Consider the following 18007-nt stretch of genomic DNA (forward strand, 5'->3'; position numbering starts at 1 on the left):
CTCTGTGCTGTGCGGCGACCTTGCCGAAATCGGCAGCCCGTGCCCGACAATGTGATTCGACCTCATTACCTGCGGGCCACGCTCAATGCCCGAAGACCAGCTGCCGCCAGGTCGGGGACGGCTTCGCCTACCCTATCGAACCCCGTTCCACGCGTATTCCCGTGTAGGTAGCGCGAGTGGATTCCCTCGGCAATGACAGCCAGCTTGAAGTAGCCGAGCGCGAGATAGAAGTCCAGGTTGCCCAGATCCCGAGAGGAGACCGTGGCGTAACGCTGTGCCATTTCCGGAATCGATGGCAAACGATCGCTGGTGGAAGCCGCGAAACCGCCCAGGATTGGATCGAAGGCAGGATCGCGATAGACCAGGTGCAACGCGAGATCGGCCAGCGGGTCACCGATCGTGGCCATCTCCCAGTCGACCAGAGCAAGAACCTTCGCGGGATCGTCCGGGTCCAGGATGGCGTTGTCGATGCGGTAGTCACCGTGGACAATTGCTGATCCACTCTCGGCCGGAACGTCATCGGCGAGCCGGGCGTGCAGCGTCTCGATGTCCTCGAGATCGCGCGCGGCAACCCGCCGCCATTGGTCCCGCCACCGTCGAATCTGCCGGTCCAAGTAGCCGTCGGCGCGGCCGAATCCCGCTAGACCCGCCGCCTCAGGCGGCACGGCGTGCAACTGTGCCAGCAGGTCGACCAGATTGTTCCCGCATCGGACAATGTCTCCCGCGCTGAGCGTGTGCAGTTGGTCGTGGGTCCTTATCACCCGTCCAGGTACATACCCCACGACCGAGAACGGGACACCCAACACGGAAAGGTCCTCGCAGTACCGGACAGGGGAAGCGACCGGTATTCCGCTGCCCGCGAGTGCGCTTACCACCCTGAACTCTCGGCCCATGTCGTGTGCGGAGGGTGTCAGGCCACCCAATGGCGGTCGTCGCAGCACCCATGACGAATACCCATCCGTGATGCGGTAAGTGAGATTGGATCGACCGCCTTGCAAGAGCTCCGCACGCACCAGGCCGTATGCACCCACTGTCGATTCGAAGAAGCGTTGCAACGAATCGAGATCCAGCCCATCAGGTGCGGCCTGTTCAGTCGCTACTTCCTCGTTCATCGCGATCCGCTCCTCGCTCGACATCGTCACCGCCGGTCGTCACTCGATGCGCGATCACGGGCGACCTCGAACAGGCCGGCCGCACCCATGCCACCACCGACACACATCGTGATCACTACGTACCGCACACCACGCCGCTTGCCTTCGATCAACGCGTGGCCCACCAGCCGGGCACCGGTCATCCCGTACGGGTGACCGACCGAGATGCCGCCACCGTTCACGTTGAACCGCTCTGGATCGATACCGAGCTCGTCACGGCAGTACACCGCCTGCGACGCGAACGCCTCGTTGAGCTCCCACAGGCCGATGTCGTCGAGCGTGAGGTCATGGGCCTTCAGCAGTTTCGGAATCGCGAACACCGGGCCGATGCCCATCTCGTCCGGCCCGCACCCGGCTACCGCGATGCCCCGATACAGGCCGAGCGGCGTCAATCCACGCCGCTGTGCCTCCCCCGCCTCCATCAGTACCGACGCCGACGCACCGTCCGACAGTTGTGACGAGTTGCCCGCCGTCACGGTCGATATCGCGCTGACCCGGCCGTCCGGCAGCACCGCGCGCAGACCCTGCAAACCCTCCAGGGTGGTCGACGCACGGTTGCCCTCGTCCCGGGTCAGCGTCACCCGCTCCGTGCGCACCTCCCCGGTCTCCCGGTCGGTGACCGTCTTGATGCTGGGCAACGCGACGATCTCACGATCGAATCGGCCCGCATCCTGCGCCGCCGCCGTGCGCTGCTGCGACTGCAGGGCGTACTCGTCCTGCCGGTCCCGGCTCACTCCGTATCGCTCGGCAACGATCTCGGCGGTCTGCAACATCGGCTGGTAAATGGACGGTTTGTTCTCGACCAGCCAGGGATCGGCGGCGCGATAGTTGTTGGCGTGATCATTCTGGACCAGCGAAATCGACTCCACACCACCGCCGACCGCGATCGACATTCCGTCGCTGATGATCTGCTTGGCCGCCGTCGCGATCGCCATCAACCCCGAGGAGCATTGACGGTCGATCGTCATGCCCGACACGGTCTCCGGCAATCCCGCACGTAGCACCGCCTGCCGGGCGACGTTTCCACCCGAGGAGCCCTGCTGCAGTGCGCACCCGAGGATCACGTCGTCGACCTCACCGCCGTCGAGCCCGGCGCGCTGCACCGCGTGCGAAATCGCATGGGCCGCAAGCTCCTGGGCCTGGGTGTCGTTGAACGCCCCACGGTTCGCCTTACCGATCGGCGTCCGCGCCGTCGAGACGATCACTGCTTCTCTCATTTGGTACTCAGCTCTTCCTGTTGTGCGAAGGGATGGCGTTCGCCGATCATCTGTATCCGACCATGGTCACTCACGAGTCGAGGCTGCGACTCCCATTGGAGTGCATAGGCATCCGGTCGGCGCTTGTCCGATTCGGTCGAGGTTTGTGGTTCACCAGCGCGGTGATCTTCTCGCGTACCTCCCCGACCGACACATCGCCACCCGCACCGAGCGCGCGACGACACTCCACCAGAGCACGCACCCAATTGACGGCAACCACACCCCGCAGGGCGCCTTCGCCATCGCCGTACAACACCGCAAACGACCGACCGGGCTCCGGTCCCGTCACCACACAATGCTCCATGGCCCCACCAGTACGCCCCGCGATCTGGATCTTCCAGTCGTACTGATCGCTCCAGATGTACTCCAACGGCGCATGCATACGCAGTCGCTCCGGATGAGTAATGTTGTGCGCCACACACGCCGCCTGTTCGACGGCATTCGTCCAATGCTCAACACGCATGTGCGCCCGATGCGTCGGGTGATACCAGCGCGCAACATCGCCAACCGCGTGCACCCGGGGCGCTCCGACCGCCCGACTGTACTCATCGCACACCAGGCCGTCCTCGACCCTCAAACCGGACGAACCGAGCCACCCATCATTCGGGATTGCCCCGATGCCTACCACCACGGTGGCCGCTCGCAGGATGGATCCGTCCGACAAATGAACCCGCAAAGCCCCCCGAGATCCGTCGATACCCTCCACACCGACACCGAACCTGGTCCGAACCCCGTTACGTTCATGCAACTCCGTGAACAACCGGCCGATCTCCGGGTTGAGAACACGGCCCATCGGGACCGCCTGAGGGTCGACCACCGTTACCTCGAGCCCCAAACCCCTGGCTGTCGAGGCGACTTCCGATCCGATGAACCCGCCGCCGATCACCACCAGGTGACCACCCCGCACAAGATCAGCACGCAACGCGGAGGCATCCGCTAACGAACGCAGCACATGGACACCCTCGGTGCGCCCCCACGGCGAAGGGCGCGCCCGGGCGCCTGTCGCGATCACCACATCATCGAAGGCCAGCCGCTCACCACTGGCGAGGACAACCTCACGACCCGGCACATCCAGATGAACGGCGCACCTGCCCAGAACCAATTCGATGCCCGCGGCGTCGGCTTCCTCGGCTGACAACAACGACAATTTGGGCGCACGCTCACCGCCGGCCAACAGCCCCTTGGACAGCGGCGGCTTGTCATACGGCAACTCGAGCTCCTCACCGACGAGGACAACCTCACCGGTGTACTCACACGTACGCAACGATTGCGCTGCTCGAACGCCTGCAACCGACGATCCGACGATCACCACTCGCGGGGTCCGCATCGATCGGCTCCCTTCGCGGATGTGCTCCGGCGAGTCAATACCTCCTGGCACAGCTATCCCCTTACCGGCATGCTCTGGTCGACAAGCGCACCACGTTGTGCCGCCACACTTTCGCGGCGTTCATCCGCGCCGAGCCGCCAACCTCCTTTGGCGACGAACAGGTCGGTTACTTCCGCGGAGATTGCGAGGAGTTGCCGGTCGGTGTAGCGCGGCGACACCAAGGAGAGACCGACCGGCATGCCATTCGGACCGGAAAACCCTGGAATGTTGACGACCGGTGTGTGCAACACGGTCCACATCGAGTTGAAGACCGGATCTCCGGTGCGGTCGATTCCGGGTGGTGCCTCGCCCGGCACGCTCGGCGTCAGCACGGCGTCGAAAGCGCCTGCCCTTTCGTCGAACACCCGTCGAAGTGATGCCACCTTGTCATACGCGTCGACGAGGTCCCGTCGCGACACCGTGTTCCGGTCATCGACGAAGGCCATGAACTCGTCGCGAAGAATATCGGGGTGCATGAGCGCTTCGTGCAGAAAGCTCGTTCGAGCCTCCCCTGCCAAAATGATCCCGAACTGGGTCAGCACGTCGTCGAAGGCTGACGGCAGCGTCAGCTCCTCGACATGTGCGCCCGCATCACGAAGCAGGGCGGCGCCGAGGTCCATGGCCGCGCGGGTGGCGTCCTCTGCCCGATCCCAGGCGGGACCCTGATAGAAGCCGATGCGTGCATCGGACAGTTCGATTCGCTTGGCGGGCACGCAGTCCTCGAGCTGGAAGACGTCAGCAAGCAGTTCGAGATCCTGGATTGAGCGTGCACAGAACCCGAGAGTGTCGGTGGACGGGACGAAGATCTTGAGACCTTCTCTGTTGATCGCATTCCAGGTGGGCTTCAGGGCTGAAATACCGTTGTAGGAAGCCGGACGGATGGTCGATCCACCCGTCTGCGTCCCAAGCGTGATCGGGACGTGAAAGTCCGCCACCGCAGCGCCGGATCCGCTCGAGGAACCGCCTGGCGTCCGCGCGAGATCATGCGGGTTTCTGGTCGGCCCGCCTGACGCCGTTGCCGCGAACTCGGTAGTCACCGTCTTACCGAAGATAAGGGCACCCGCAGCCCGCAGCGTCTGGATGCACGCGGCATCGATCCTCGGAGAATCGTCCGCATAGATCGGCGAATTCTGTTGTGTTGGCATGTTCTTGGTGAGGATCACGTCCTTCACCCCAACCGGGATGCCGTGCAGGGGCCCCTTCCGCTCTTCGCGGTCGAGGCGCCGAGCCTCGGCCAGTACCGCCTCTGGATCGAGGTATGACCAGGCCCGTACGCTGGGCTCTCGCTCCGCGACGCGCTTCAGGCAGGACCTCGCCAACCCTTCCACGGTGAGCTGGCCCGTTCGAAGAAGCGGGAGGGCTTCCGAACCGGTCAGCATGTGGGGTTCGATCACAGCTCAGACCCTCCCACCCCAGCGCGCCACATCACGATCCGGTCGCCGACAGAGACTCACCGATTTCGGAGCGGCTCTTCATCAAGGGCTGGATGTACTGGCCGAACTGTTCGATCCCGACGAGATAATCGTCGAAGATCAGCATTACGCCGGAGACACCGGGAATTTCTGCGACGTCATCGAGTGAGCGCGCGACTGTTTCGTATGAACCGCAGATGACGTGAGGAACGGCAACTTTCGCCTTCAGTGCGTTGTTGATGGTCGAACTGGTCGTCACTCCACTCGACACAGTCGGATCGCCGGCGCTGATCAATCCCATCGCGGCCATTGCCTCGGCGTCGGCGCCCTGGTTGTACGTCTCCCACTTCTTCATTGCTTCTTCATCCGTCTCGGCAGCAATGACCAATTGCAGAACGTAGCAGCCGATTTCGTTGCTGACTTCAGCTTTGGCGGCGTTGAGCCGCTCCACGGTCGGTGCGATGTCCTTGGGGACATTAACTCCATTGTCGACCACGAAGCCGTAGTCGCAGTAGTCCGCAACAAATTTCATGCCACGGTCGCTTTGACCCGCGGACACGACCTTGATGGGCTGCGAGGGGCGTGGCAGCAGATGGCAGTCGTCCATCTGGAAATGCTCGCCCTTGAAGTTCGAGTGCCCCGTCTCCCACAGCTCACGCATGATTTGCATGTACTCGGAGGAGTAATCGTAGCGATAGCCGAAGTACTCGTCGCCGGGCCAGATGCCCATCTGATCGTATTCGGCCTTCGCCCAGCCAGAAACGATGTTCACACCAAACCGGCCGGGCGCGATCGAATCGATTGTCACAGCCATGCGGGCAACGACGGCTGGCGGCATCGTGAGAACTGCGATCGATGCGTACAGATCGATCTTCTCCGTCACGGCAGCCAGACCCGCCATCAGGGTGAACGACTCCAGGCCGTAATCCCAGTACTCGGTCTCCCCCCCGTATCCGCGCCATTTGATCATCGAGAGCAAGAAATCCAGATCGTAGTGCTCGGCGCGCCGAGCAATTTCCTTGTTTAGTTCGAAAGTTGGCATGTACTGCGGGGACGTGGATGACAGCAGCCAACCGTTGTTGTTGATAGGGATGAAGACACCGATCTTGGTCATGGATGCTCCTCGAGAATCGGTCCGGACCACGGACGACCGAGTGGCCGGTACTGCGATATGAATGGGTACGTCGATTTGTGAGTGGGCATTTGATCGATCAATGCCACGCGCCTCGAAGGCGCTACCGAGACATTGCGGCCAATGGGCGCGGACGGACCACGATGTTCTCCAGATGTTGTGTGAACGCGCGAGTCGTGTCGGCGAAGGACTGGACGTCCGCCAGAGCCGCTTCCTTGAGCTCGCCGTTCTCGAACGATTGCCCGCTCAGATACAGGCTCGTCGGAAGAGCCACGGCACCGAACCACGAACCGATCCGCCTGATCTCATTGTCGACCGCAAGGTAGTGGTGAGCCGTCGCCCCCATCGACACCAGGCCCAGGGCCTTGCTTTCCAGAGCCTCCACGGGCACAAGATCGAGAAAATTCTTGAGCGCGCCGGGCATCGATGCTCGGTACACCGGCGAGAAGAGCACGACGGCGTCCGAAGTGGAGACGACGTCTACTGCATGCTGCGTTGCCGCCGACAGCTCGGTCAATGGGCGCCCATCTGCCCAATCAAGTGGTGCCTCATGCAGATTGACGACGTTGTCATTCGACACCTGCTGACCCACCGCGGCCGAGAAGGCTTCAAGAACGCTCCACAAGCGGCCCGGCCGGCTCGCAGTTCCGTATACAAGGGCAATATTCATGTCAGCCTCACCAGCACTCGCCGAGCGGGTTGGATGGACGCTGTTGGATCACTTTTACCTCCGTCGCCTGAATGCAGCCCCGCAGGATGAGCGGTTGCCACCTTCAGTGTCCGTCGTCACTAACGATCGATCGTACGCATGGCACTGGGTGCGGTCAAGGGTTGCCGGGGTCAACCTGTGTGGTCCCCTACCTCCCCTATGACGACCAGGAGGTCTCCACCTTCGACCTGCGCCACCGAGGCGATGGCGACGCGGGTGACCGTGCCGGAGCGCGGCGCGGTGATCGCGGCCTCCATCTTCATCGCCTCGATGGTGCCGATGGTCGCGCCGGCCTCGATTCGGCGGCCCCTCCTCGACCGCAAGCGTGACCACACCGGCGAACGGCGCCGGCAGGTGCTCGGGGTTCGCCTTGTCCGCCATCTCCGCGTTCGGCACATCGCTGGCGATCGATCGGTCGCGCACCTGGACCGGGCGCAGCTGCCCGTTCAGGATGCACATGACCGTACGCATGCCGCGTTCGTCCGGCTCGTAGATTGCCTCGAGCCCGATCAGCAGCTACACCCCGGGGGCGAGCTGAACGTTATGCTCCTCGCCGCGGCGCAGCCCGTAGAAGAACTGGTTGCGCGAGAGCAGCGAGGTGTAGCAGTACTATTCGCTGTGGTTCTCGTAGTCCCGGGTCGGGCCGGGGAACAGCAGTCGGTTCAGCGTGGCGCGCCTCTCGGCGGGGCTGGCCGCGAGGCCCCTGGGGTCGACGGGCAGATGAAGGTGATGCCCTCGGCCGCGCACGTGGCGGCCAGATCCGGGTTCTCCGACAGGAAGCCGTACCCCGAGTAGACGACGTCCGCCCCCGCCCGACGGGCCGCGCCGACGATCTCGTCAACCGAGAGATACGCGCGCACCGGGTGGCTCGGTTCACCGATCTGGTAAGCCTCGTCAGCCTTCAACCGATGTCCGGGGTTTGCGGTCCTCGTACGGACATCGCGACCGTCCCGGCACCTAGTTCGTAGGCCGCACGGAACGCGCGGACTGCGATCTCGCCACGATTGGCGACCCTAACCTTCGAGAACATGCGAGCAGACTTCTCTCCTGGTACACCGTTGATTCGGTGGATGCTGTACTAGGACTTGCGCGAATCACGATCTCGGGCTGGATCGACCATTCGCCTCAGCCACCGGCCGCCGTCGCTATCGGACCTCTACGAACGGACGACGGCAAGCATGCTCTCCACATCGACAAGCTTGACCCGAGTACGGCCGCGGGAATCACCGCTTGCAATCTCCGCCTGGTCGATTCGCGTCCAACCGGCGAAGTCGACGACATCCGGATTGCGTTCTGCAACCAGTCTTTCCAACTCTTCCGCACCGACCTTGGGAGCGGTGAGTTTGCCGTTCTCGAAGTCGTCGATCAGCCGCTCCACGGTGTCCGCCGCACACTTTTTGTTCGTTCCGATCACGCCGGAGGGGCCCCTCTTGATCCAGCCGGCGGTATAGACGCCCGGCACGGGCGCACCCGTCGACGGCTCCAGGACCCGACCTCCGTCGTTGGGAATCACGCCCCGCACTTCGTCGAACGGCACATCCACCGTCGAGCTACCGCGGTATCCGATCGAACGCAGCACCAACCCCGCCTCGATCAGCTCGGTCTGGTCACCTGGTGTTGCGAGAAGGGATCCGTCCGGCCCCTCATTGAGGACGTTGCGCACAATCGTCAGACCTGTTAGCTGTTGTTCGTCGCCAACCACCTCGACGGGAGATTCCAGATAGCGAAACACGATTCGTTTGGAAGCGCCCGTCGCCGGCGTGCCCGCAACTCTCTCCGCGAGTTCCGCCTTGATCCGCACGGACGGCTCGACGGCACCGGACTCGATAAGGCGGATGCTGTGCTCATCGAGCACAGCGTCCGCGGGATCGATGACAACATCGACGTCAGCGAGATTGGTGAGGGCGAGGAACTCGGGGTTCGTGTACGCGGCCTGAGCGGGACCGCGGCGCCCGAGCACCACTACCTCACGTATGTTGCTCTTTCTCAGGGCAGCAATCGCATGGTCTGCCATGTCGGTCTTTTCGAGATCGTCGGGGTCTGTCACCAGGATCCGTGCGACATCGAGCGCGACATTTCCGTTGCCGACAATGACTGCGCGTTCGCAGGACAGATCGAACCGGCGGTCCACGAAGTCGGGGTGACCGTTGTACCACGCCACGAACTCGGTCGCGGCATGAGAACCCGGAAGGTGCTCACCCGGAACGCCCAATCGCCGATCTCCTGCTGCTCCCACCGCGTAGATCACGGCGTGATTGTGCGCGAGCAACTCCTCATGGCTGAGATGCTTGCCGACCTCGACACCGAGGTGCAACCGAAACCCGGGCTCGCTGCCCAGCGACTGGAAGACGTCGGTCACAGCCTTGGTACCGGGATGATCAGGCGCAACTCCGAACCGTATGAGGCCGTATGGCGTCAGCAGCCGTTCGAACATGTCGACCTTCACCCCACGCAGGGCCAGCAGGTCCAACGCGGCATAACTAGCGGCGGGCCCGGACCCGACGATGGCAACGCGCAATGACGAATAGTCGAAGTCCCTTTTGGTGAAGCGTCGAGGCACAGCCGTACCGGGTTCGATGGGGTATTTCTCGTAGTATGCGGCGTTGATCTCGAGAAACGGCATCATCGCATCGTCGAGATCATCGTCGGGACGAATAGCGTCGACGGGGCATGCGTACACACATTGGGAACAGTCGATGCACGTGTCGGGATCGATGTAGAGCATCTCCGTTCTCATGAACGGCGCCTCGTCGGGAGTGGGGTGAATGCAGTCCACCGGGCACGCGCTGACACACGACGCATCATTGCAGCATGCTTGCGTTATTACGTAGGTCATTTTCTACTCGCTTAATCCCTAAATCCGACACGAACAACGCTGCCGGCCGGAGGCAACCGTCGCACAGCGCACCGCAGGCAGCATCGCGAAGATCACGAGCTAGTCCGAGGGGATGGCGATGGCCGCGCTCGGGCAGTTGTCTCGCAGATCCCGCGCGAGCGACAGTGGCACCGTGGCGCCGGTCGTATGCGCAATTCCATCGTCATCTCTCTCAGTGACGTCCGGTGCCAGCATCTCGCAGATCCCCATTCCGAAACACTTGCCGGCGTCGATTTCGATCGCCACGGGTTGGTGCTCATCGATCATTTCGTCGTCACCTCCCGCGGAGTGAATGTGCATGGCGTCCAGAGGATGATTCGTTGAATCCATTCCCGAGCGGGCAGGGCCTCACACCGGTTGCTCGTCGCGCAACGGGATCGCGTCGGGCTCTCCGAGCTCCGCAAGCGTCCGTTGTGCGATAGCAAAGGAAGTGTTTGCCGCCGCGGCGCCGCCGTACAGACCTGCGTGTAGAAGCGCTTCCGCGATCTCCTCGACCGACAGGCCGTTTCGCCGCGCCAGTCGTACGTGAACGGCAAGTTCGTGTTCCTGCCGTGTCACAGCCATCATCGCGAGCGTCATCAGACTCCGCTCACGTAGACTCAGCCCAGGCCGACCCCAAATCTCACCCCACGCTACCCGCGTGATGTATTCCTGAAACGGCCTACTAAATGGAGTGATGTTTGCATTTGCTCGATCGACGTGCTCATCGCCCAGAATATCGCGGCGGATTTGCATCGCTCTTTCTTGGAAATCGCTCAACGTGACCCTCCCTCGGATCAATACATCGCCCTTCACGGGCTCGCGTTATCTGGCAACGAACAACTCATCGCCTACGCGTGTCGGCTCGGATTCGGGCGATCGGACAGGAACCAGTCGTCGCGCGGCCGATCACCAACGGTGGCAGGTGAGGGGATCCCAATGCGAGCGGCTTGACCACCGGATCAAGCCGCCCACCGTGGGGTCCGAGCCGTTCCTTCTCGCCCTAGAATCAGTCTCGTGATTCGAAACCGGTTGCCTTACTAATTAACTCAGGTCACGGACGAGATTATTACCTGGGGAGTCCAATTGTGGGCTGCCATGTTCCGTTGATCGACAGGTACGCGTTGGCAACTTCGATGAGAACGCCGTGCCCCGGGCCCTGGTGGATGAATCCCCATTCCTGCCACGGCATGGTCGGGTCCATCACGAGCTCCCCGTCGTTCTTCATGCGAATATTCTTGTCCTTCAACTCCTGCGTAACCTCTCGCACATTGCTGGACGTGAAGCAGATGTGGTGCACACCCTCGCCATTGTTGTCCAGACGGCTGTACAGCGGCGTCTTCGGCGTCAGTGGCTGCATGAATTGAATCTCGCACTCGGTCGACGGGAACGTGGCGAAACTGAGGCGCTCCTCACCCACTCCGAAGTCCTTGTAGAACACCAGCTCGTTGTCGAGCTGCTTCGGGTCGAGAACCGAGAGGATCTCACGGTAATCGGCTACCGCTTTGTCGATATCTTCAACAAGCATGCAGACGTGTGCAAGCTTGTGGTTGTTGACCGCCATAGGGTTCTCCTTCGTTTCGGTGTCACTAACGAGCGATCGTATGGCGTTCGACGCAGGCTGTCAACACGTCGGACCCTTTTGGGCCGACAAGGCCCTGGCACCGGGCGTTATCGATGGCAGCGCGATCACTCCTGCCCGCTTTCATTACTCGGTTAATAGCCCTGTCGACCAACTGAATTGGTGACCAGTGCCGAGCGAACACGCGAACTACGGCAACACGCCCCGCGGCTTCAAGGGAAGTTGTCCAGCCTTCAGTCACCGATACTGCACTGTCGAAATCTTGACCATCAGCGCGCCTGGCACGTACGATCGGTTGTTAGGCTGTACCCCTCAATGAATGAACTAGGAGCTGGTAGTGGATCTCGTTCGTCAGCCCATCGACCTCGGCGCCATCCGTGTCAAGAACAGAATCGTGCTTACCCCGCACGTATCGTTCCTGGCCGAGAACCATCTACCTTCGCAGCGCCTCGTTGACTACCTCGAGGAGCGCGCAAAGGGCGGAGTAGGTCTCATCACGGTGGAGGCCAGCTCCGTTCACCCGTCGAATGTCCCATATGAGGGTGTTCTCTTCGCGTTCGATCCCAAGTCGGTTGACGGGTATAGCCGCATCGTCGAAGCCGTCACCGCGCACGGTGCACGATGTGTACTGGAACTGTCCCACAAAGGCGCAGCGGCGAAGTCCGGAATCCTCAGCGGTCGGCCCCTGCTCGGCCCCTCCGGCATTCCCGAGGCATCGAGCCTCGAGGTCCCCCGTGCGATGTCACTCCAGGACATCGCCGACGTGCGGGCCGGCTTCGCGCTCGCGGCGAAGCACGCGGTCATGGCCGGGTTCGACGGTGTCGAGGTGCATTCCACCCACGGCTACCTGCCGCAGCAGTTCCTGTCGCCAGTCTTCAACCGGCGAACCGACCAGTACGGCGGTTCTCTCGTGAATCGTATGAGGTTCCTGACCGAGGTCCTCGATGCGGTTCGATCGGAGCTGGGGTCGGAGAAGGCTCTCGGTGTCCGCCTCGCCGGACATGAACTCACTCCGGGCGGACTCGAGACCCAAGACTTCGCGGAGATCGCGGTGCGCCTGGTCGACGCCGGACTTGTCGACTACATCAGCGTTACCGCAAGCACCCACTTCAGCTACAACAAGATCATCCCAACGGTTCATGCACCCGCTGGGACATTCGTAGCGTATGCGCACGCGATTCGCTCGGCCATTCAAGAACGTGTGCCCGTTATCGTGGCGGGGAAGATCACGACCTTGGCCGAGGCCGAGGCCGTCATCTCCTCCGGCAAGGCCGACCTGGTCGGCATGACGAGGGCAAACATCGCCGATCCACATCTGGTCCGCAAGACCCTGTCAGGGGAGGTCGACGATGTGCGGCCCTGCGTGGGTGCGAATATCTGTATCTCACACAGCGTCGATCGCCGGCCGTTGTCCTGCGGACACAACCCGACTGTCAGTCGAGAGCGAGAATCGAAGAAGCGAGAGGGTGATATCCGCGTCGCGCTCGACAAAACCGCCGTGACTCCGCGGATCGGGGTGATCGGTGGCGGGATATCGGGGCTGAAAGCCGCCGAGACCGCGGCGCGAATGGGCGCGCAGGTCACGCTCTTCGAGCGCGAACGCGAACTCGGCGGCGCGCTTCGATACATCACCGTCGGAAGCGTCGAGCGCGCTCCGCTGCTCGGCATCGCCCAGTGGCTGGCGGATCGAGTGACCAAGTTGGGGGTGACACTCCGGCTCGGGGAATCAGCCCCCGGTGGACAGTCCGCCGAATTCGACGCTTGGATCGTGGCCACCGGGTCGACTGCCGACCGCACCGGGTTCAGTGCGCTCATGCCGGACGAGCCGGTTCTACCGGGCATTGACGGCAAGATCGTGGTATTTCCCGATGAAGTCCTGCGCTCCGGGTATGAGCGAGACTCGCAGATCACGCCGCTCAGCCTCAGTGACGGACGATCACGAGAGGTGCTCGTCATCGATGACGACAGCGGCTGGATTGGTTACTCGGTCGCGAGTTACTTTGCCGAGGGCCGTCATCCAACAACCCTTGTAACGGCTCAGCCGAAGTTCGGCCATCGCATCCTGGGCACTCAAGAGGTCCCCGACCTTCACGAACAGCTGCGCAGGCGCGGTGTCAAGATTGTCAGCCATCACCTGGTCGGCCGTATCGACGACCTCGAGGCCACGGCGATCGACCTCGACAACGGTGAAGCTGTCTCGTTGGGTGAATTCGGCGTGGTTTGCGTGTCCCGCTCCAGGAAGGCCCATGTGCCGACGGAAAACCGGGACGTCCTGGATGACCCGCGAACGCTCATCATCGGTGACGCTGCGGCTCCGCGGGGCATATTCGAAGCCGTGAACGAGGGATACTGGTCAACATTGGGACTACTGGAGACCGTCCTGGATATCCGTCCAGACTCATCTTCTCGGGAAGCGAATCTCGTCGGTCAGGCCTGAAAGCTGATCCAACCTGCACTGGATACGCGCGTCTCTCGTGGTGTGGCTACGCCGACGTCACGCCTGGTTGAGGTAGGCTCGCTGTGTGCCCTTGGCCCCAGGCGGCCTGCGGAAACGTGGAGGCCCCGAGTTGAACGGATCAAGCAACAACCGCCCACCAGATGCGAGGCGAGCATCACCCGACTGGGAATTTCCCTCAACTCGTGGGTCAACCGAAGATCGTTTGCCGGCCGATCTGACCACCTTTGTCGGGCGCCGTCACGAGCTCACGCAGGCGAGAAAACTGCTGAGCGACGCCCGGCTCGTCACCCTGACCGGTGTTGGCGGCGTCGGCAAGACCCGTTTGGCTACACAGTTGGCGCGTTCGCTGCGCCGCGCATTCGCCGACGGCGTCTGGATAGTCGAGCTGGCGCCACTGCGAGATGAGACGGTGCTGGCTCAGACCGTGATCGATGCCCTCGACATCACGGAGGGTTCCACGGGCTCCCGATTAGAGGTCCTCAGGGCCTTTGTCCGCCACCGCGAGATGCTTCTCGTGATGGACAATTGCGAGCATCTGCTCACCGCCGCAGCTACCCTCATCGACTCCTTGCTCCGTCGGGCGCCCGGACTCCGAGTGCTGGCCACCAGTCGCCAGGCCCTTGGGGTTCCGGGCGAGCATCTCATGCCAATTCGGCCATTGCCCATTCCCATTCCTGGCACGATTCCCGAATCCGGCATGTCCTCGGAGTTCGCAGCCGTCACCCTGTTCGTCGAACGTGCGACGGCAGTCGTCCCGGATTTCTTGATCACACCGGAGAACGAACTGCAGATCGTGCGGATCTGCCAGCAACTGGAAGGCTTGCCTCTCGCGATCGAACTCGCCGCGGCGCGGTTGCGCGTACTCGCGGTGGACGAACTGTACACCAGCCTGAGTCATCGTTTCACGTTGCTTACCGGCGGCAGCCGGACGGTCGCCGAACGCCACCAGACGCTGCGGGCGACCGTCGATTGGAGTTTCGATCTGTGCACCAGCGACGAACAAACACTCTGGTCCCGAGCCTCTGCATTCGCCGGCACGTTCGATCTCGAGGGGGCTGAGGCCGTTTGCGGCGACGACACATCCAGCCCCGAGTCCATCCTCGAGACGATCACCGGGCTGGTGGACAAGTCGATCCTGGCTCGGGAAGAGGACACCGGGCGTGTCCGGTTCCGGATGCTCGAAACCATCCGCGAGTACGGCGAAACGAAGCTTGACCCTGACAGTAGTTGTGCTGAGGTTCGCCAACGCCACCTTGCCTGGTGCGTGGGCTTAGTCGAACGCGCCGCGCAGGAATGGTTCGGGCCGGCGCAGGAAACGTGGTGTGTACGACTGCGAACGGAATATCCCAACCTGCGGGTAGCGCTCGAGTACTGCCTCAGCGAATTGCGAGATCATCAGACCGGGTTGCGGTTGGCTAGCCCGTACTTTCTGTGGATGGCGTGCGGGTCCTTGGCCGAGGGGCGGTACTGGCTCGACCGAGCGCTTGCACTCTCGTCGACACCCAGCATCGTTCGCGGCCAGGCGCTCTGGACCAACGCGTTCATCGCAAACACACAAGGTGACCTCGATGCTGCGGAAGCGATGGGCCAAGAGTGCCGAGCAGTGGGCACCGAGCTCAACGATCGAGCGATCGTTGCGGCCGCAAATCATATGCTCGGATGCACGCGGCTTTTCCGCGGCGAGGCCGTTGCCGCCTGTGAACTCATGGAGAGGGCCTTGGAGGACTACCTGGCACTCGGCATACGCACCGACCCCGAAGTGAACCTGCGGTTCGAACTCGGCCTCGCCTACCTGTTCACCGGGCGACCAGACCTCGCCTTCGAGCAGTACGACACCTGTCGGATGGTGTGTGACCAGCATCAAGCGCAGTGGCTGCTGTCCTATGCCTTGTGGGGGATTGGCCTGATCGAGCTCACCCGCGGCGAACTCGATTCGGCGGCAACACACGTCCGTGACGGACTCCTGCTCAAGCGAGTCTTCCGCGACACCCTCGGACTCGCACTCGTCCTGGACACTCTAGCGTGGATTACTGCTGCTAGCGGGGACGCCGTGCGGGCGGCCACCTTACTCGGCGCGGCAGCTCAACTGTGGAATACATTCAGCCGTCAACAATTACTCGGATACAAAGACTTTGTCGCACTGCGAGAACGATGTGAGGCTCAGGCACGCCGACAGATGGGCGATCAAGGGTTTATCGAGGGGTACAGCCGGGGGGCAAAGATGCCCATCGACGACCTGCTCGCGTACGCACTCGGCGACCGGGTCGTCCCAACAAGGCCGCAGCCGCCGGTCCAGGATGGAGCGAGCGCAAGCCTCACCCGCAGGCAACGAGAGATTTGTCAACTGATTGCGGATGGGTTGACCAACAAGGAAATTGCAGCCGAATTGGTGATTTCGCTACGGACCGCGGAGAGTCACGTTCAAAATATCCTCACCAAGTTCGGTTTCACCTCGCGCACCCAAGTTGCTGCTCTCGTGGCTCAGCACCGAACGGCCTCGTCCAACCCGCCCGACGGCAGGTAGCGATACCTAGGCGTCGATCGCTGCTTCGGCACGTGCTAGATCACGTAGCTCACGACGCAGGATCTTCCTGTTTGCGGTCATCGGCAGCTCCGCCTCCTCGAGAAATACCACGGAACGCGGGGCCTTGTACTTGGCCAGCCTTTCACGACAGAAAGAAATAACGTCGCTATCGTCGAGAACTGTGTTGGCACCGCGGACGACGTACGCCCTGGGAAGCTCTCCATACTTGTAATCGGGGACACCAACTACTGCCGCATGAAGAATTCCTGGATGCTCCATGAGCACCTGCTCGACCTCTGCGGGATAGATATTCGCCCCACCCGTGATGATGACGTCCTTCTTCCGGTCGACTACATAGAGGAATTGATCCTCATCGAGATATCCGAGATCGCCCGTGTGTAGCCAGCCTGACCGCCAGAGCTCCTCGGACAGATCCGGAAGATTCAAGTATCCGCGGGTGCACATGGAGCTTTGGACGACAATCTCCCCCACTTCACCGTGCGGCAGAGCCTCATCCTGCTCGTTGAGGATGCGAATCGTCGTACCGCCGGCGGGCAGCCCTGCAGCGCCAGCCCGACGCTGCCCATAGACGGGTGTGACCGCAACGGGTCCCGTTTCAGTTTGGCCGTAGACCTCCCCGATCCGGCAACCAAGCTCCGCCTCGAAGGCGGCGATCAGGTCCTCCGGCATCTTGGCCCCAGACACGCCGCACGTACGCAGAGATGAGACATCGAAGTCGGCCGCGTCCGATTGATGCTCCGCCAGTAGCGAAACGAACATCGTCGGTGAGCCACAGAAATAGTTTGCGTGATAACGTTCGATATCGCCGAGTATCCGTTTCGCATCGAAAGTTTCATGCAGAATTACCGTGCCGCCGACCTGCATGATCGGTTGAAGAATAAACCATGGGCTGAATGCGGCATATATCGGCATCGACGTAACTGCTACGTCAGTGCGCCTGAACCCGAACGACAGAACATAGTTTTGTGTTATGTCGAAGAGCGACCCGTAACTCGTGACGGCACCCTTCATCCGACCTTCGGTCCCGGATGTGTAAAAGCACTGCGCCACATCGTCTTCAGCACAGTCCACAACGGAAAATGGATCGCCGCGTCCAGCTTCTAGAACAGCTTCCCAGCTTCGATAACCCGGAACTGTTCCTCGGCAAGGAACTATGGCCTCGACTGTCCGCAGCTCCGGCACGCTCGACTCCAGGCTCGCCCGGACATTCGGTACGCCCATGTCAGCCACCAAAACCTTGGTACCGGCGTCGTTCAGTACGTGGACAACTTCCCTCGGGCGCAGCATGACGTTTAGCGGTACCAGCACGGCACCCATTTTGATGCACGCCCAGTACGTGACAAGAGCCTCGAATCGATTACTCATGTAGTAACTGACCCGATCGCCCTTGGTTACGCCGAGGCCTGCAAGTGCCCAGCAGAACCGGTCGACGGCGGCACCGAACTCGGCATATGAATAGGTACCATCATCCAAGACGAATAGCGGATTCCCGGGGTTACGTCGCAGACCCCGCTCGAAAACATCCCACACCAAGTTCACGGT

The 18007-nt window shown here is 62.0% G+C and carries 15 protein-coding genes and 1 pseudogene; 2 read left to right on the plus strand and 14 right to left on the minus strand.

Features of this window, described 5'->3' with window-relative positions; translation table 11 throughout:
- Nucleotides 1-65 precede the first annotated feature (65 nt).
- The 13 genes and pseudogenes from ACFWAY_RS32460 to ACFWAY_RS32520 all read right to left on the minus strand — a co-directional run bounded on the left by ACFWAY_RS32460 (nucleotide 66) and on the right by ACFWAY_RS32520 (nucleotide 11444).
- A complete protein-coding gene (locus tag ACFWAY_RS32460; protein WP_378513437.1) occupies nucleotides 66-1112 on the minus strand; it encodes a phosphotransferase family protein in 1047 nt (348 codons plus the stop codon).
- A 26-nt stretch (nucleotides 1113-1138) separates the two neighbouring features.
- Entirely contained in the window at nucleotides 1139-2368 is a 1230-nt protein-coding gene (locus tag ACFWAY_RS32465; RefSeq protein WP_378513438.1) for an acetyl-CoA C-acyltransferase, read from the minus strand.
- 70 nt (nucleotides 2369-2438) lie between these two features.
- Nucleotides 2439-3734, minus strand: a complete 1296-nt coding sequence (locus ACFWAY_RS32470; protein ID WP_378513439.1) for an NAD(P)/FAD-dependent oxidoreductase — start codon at nucleotides 3732-3734, stop codon at nucleotides 2439-2441.
- Nucleotides 3735-3787: 53 nt separating this feature from the next.
- The gene (locus ACFWAY_RS32475; RefSeq protein ID WP_378513440.1) at nucleotides 3788-5167 is read right to left on the minus strand and encodes an amidase; all 1380 of its coding nucleotides are present in this window, start codon (nucleotides 5165-5167) and stop codon (nucleotides 3788-3790) included.
- Between the two features lie 31 nt (nucleotides 5168-5198).
- Nucleotides 5199-6299 (minus strand): pyrimidine utilization protein A, encoded by a 1101-nt coding sequence (rutA, locus tag ACFWAY_RS32480; protein ID WP_378513441.1) that lies wholly within the window; start codon nucleotides 6297-6299, stop codon nucleotides 5199-5201.
- A 121-nt stretch (nucleotides 6300-6420) separates the two neighbouring features.
- Nucleotides 6421-6987 (minus strand): NADPH-dependent FMN reductase, encoded by a 567-nt coding sequence (locus tag ACFWAY_RS32485; protein WP_378513442.1) that lies wholly within the window; start codon nucleotides 6985-6987, stop codon nucleotides 6421-6423.
- A 170-nt stretch (nucleotides 6988-7157) separates the two neighbouring features.
- Nucleotides 7158-7710, minus strand: a pseudogene (locus ACFWAY_RS32490) (biotin/lipoyl-containing protein); the annotation flags it as partial.
- A complete protein-coding gene (locus ACFWAY_RS32495) occupies nucleotides 7689-7886 on the minus strand; it encodes a biotin carboxylase N-terminal domain-containing protein (RefSeq protein ID WP_378513471.1) in 198 nt (65 codons plus the stop codon). The pseudogene ACFWAY_RS32490 and the gene ACFWAY_RS32495, both read right to left, overlap by 22 nt.
- Nucleotides 7887-7927: 41 nt before the next feature.
- Entirely contained in the window at nucleotides 7928-8056 is a 129-nt protein-coding gene (locus ACFWAY_RS32500) for a biotin carboxylase N-terminal domain-containing protein (protein ID WP_378513443.1), read from the minus strand.
- 126 nt (nucleotides 8057-8182) lie between these two features.
- Nucleotides 8183-9862, minus strand: coding sequence for an FAD-dependent oxidoreductase (locus ACFWAY_RS32505; RefSeq protein WP_378513444.1), 1680 nt, complete (start codon nucleotides 9860-9862; stop codon nucleotides 8183-8185).
- Nucleotides 9863-9961: 99 nt separating this feature from the next.
- Nucleotides 9962-10147 carry a ferredoxin gene (locus ACFWAY_RS32510; protein WP_378513445.1) on the minus strand — a complete coding sequence of 62 codons (186 nt, stop codon included), beginning with the start codon at nucleotides 10145-10147 and terminating at the stop codon, nucleotides 9962-9964.
- Between the two features lie 102 nt (nucleotides 10148-10249).
- A complete protein-coding gene (locus ACFWAY_RS32515) occupies nucleotides 10250-10660 on the minus strand; it encodes a carboxymuconolactone decarboxylase family protein (protein ID WP_378513446.1) in 411 nt (136 codons plus the stop codon).
- A 289-nt stretch (nucleotides 10661-10949) separates the two neighbouring features.
- A complete protein-coding gene (locus ACFWAY_RS32520; RefSeq protein WP_378513447.1) occupies nucleotides 10950-11444 on the minus strand; it encodes a VOC family protein in 495 nt (164 codons plus the stop codon).
- Nucleotides 11445-11856: 412 nt separating this feature from the next.
- Here ACFWAY_RS32520 and ACFWAY_RS32525 point away from each other — a divergent pair, with 412 nt between their 5' ends.
- Together ACFWAY_RS32525 and ACFWAY_RS32530 are read left to right on the plus strand one after the other, a co-directional pair.
- Entirely contained in the window at nucleotides 11857-13899 is a 2043-nt protein-coding gene (locus tag ACFWAY_RS32525; RefSeq protein WP_378513472.1) for an FAD-dependent oxidoreductase, read from the plus strand.
- A 223-nt stretch (nucleotides 13900-14122) separates the two neighbouring features.
- Entirely contained in the window at nucleotides 14123-16444 is a 2322-nt protein-coding gene (locus ACFWAY_RS32530; protein ID WP_378513448.1) for an ATP-binding protein, read from the plus strand.
- 6 nt (nucleotides 16445-16450) lie between these two features.
- Here the strand turns inward: ACFWAY_RS32530 and ACFWAY_RS32535 are convergent, their stop codons facing one another.
- Entirely contained in the window at nucleotides 16451-18004 is a 1554-nt protein-coding gene (locus ACFWAY_RS32535; RefSeq protein ID WP_378513449.1) for a class I adenylate-forming enzyme family protein, read from the minus strand.
- Nucleotides 18005-18007: the final 3 nt, after the last annotated feature.

It is taken from the genome of Rhodococcus sp. NPDC059968 (assembly GCF_042738615.1).
Classification (GTDB): Bacteria; Actinomycetota; Actinomycetes; order Mycobacteriales; family Mycobacteriaceae; genus Rhodococcus_F.

Excerpts from the sequence above, each read along its gene's own strand:
- ACFWAY_RS32460 (WP_378513437.1), bottom strand. The coding sequence starts at position 1,112 with ATGAACGAGGAAGTAGCGACTGAACAGGCCGCACCTGATGGGCTGGAT.
- ACFWAY_RS32465 (WP_378513438.1), bottom strand. The coding sequence starts at position 2,368 with ATGAGAGAAGCAGTGATCGTCTCGACGGCGCGGACGCCGATCGGTAAG.
- ACFWAY_RS32470 (WP_378513439.1), bottom strand. The coding sequence starts at position 3,734 with ATGCGGACCCCGCGAGTGGTGATCGTCGGATCGTCGGTTGCAGGCGTT.
- rutA (WP_378513441.1), bottom strand. The coding sequence starts at position 6,299 with ATGACCAAGATCGGTGTCTTCATCCCTATCAACAACAACGGTTGGCTG.
- ACFWAY_RS32485 (WP_378513442.1), bottom strand. The coding sequence starts at position 6,987 with ATGAATATTGCCCTTGTATACGGAACTGCGAGCCGGCCGGGCCGCTTG.
- ACFWAY_RS32500 (WP_378513443.1), bottom strand. The coding sequence starts at position 8,056 with ATGTTCTCGAAGGTTAGGGTCGCCAATCGTGGCGAGATCGCAGTCCGC.
- ACFWAY_RS32505 (WP_378513444.1), bottom strand. The coding sequence starts at position 9,862 with ATGACCTACGTAATAACGCAAGCATGCTGCAATGATGCGTCGTGTGTC.
- ACFWAY_RS32520 (WP_378513447.1), bottom strand. The coding sequence starts at position 11,444 with ATGGCGGTCAACAACCACAAGCTTGCACACGTCTGCATGCTTGTTGAA.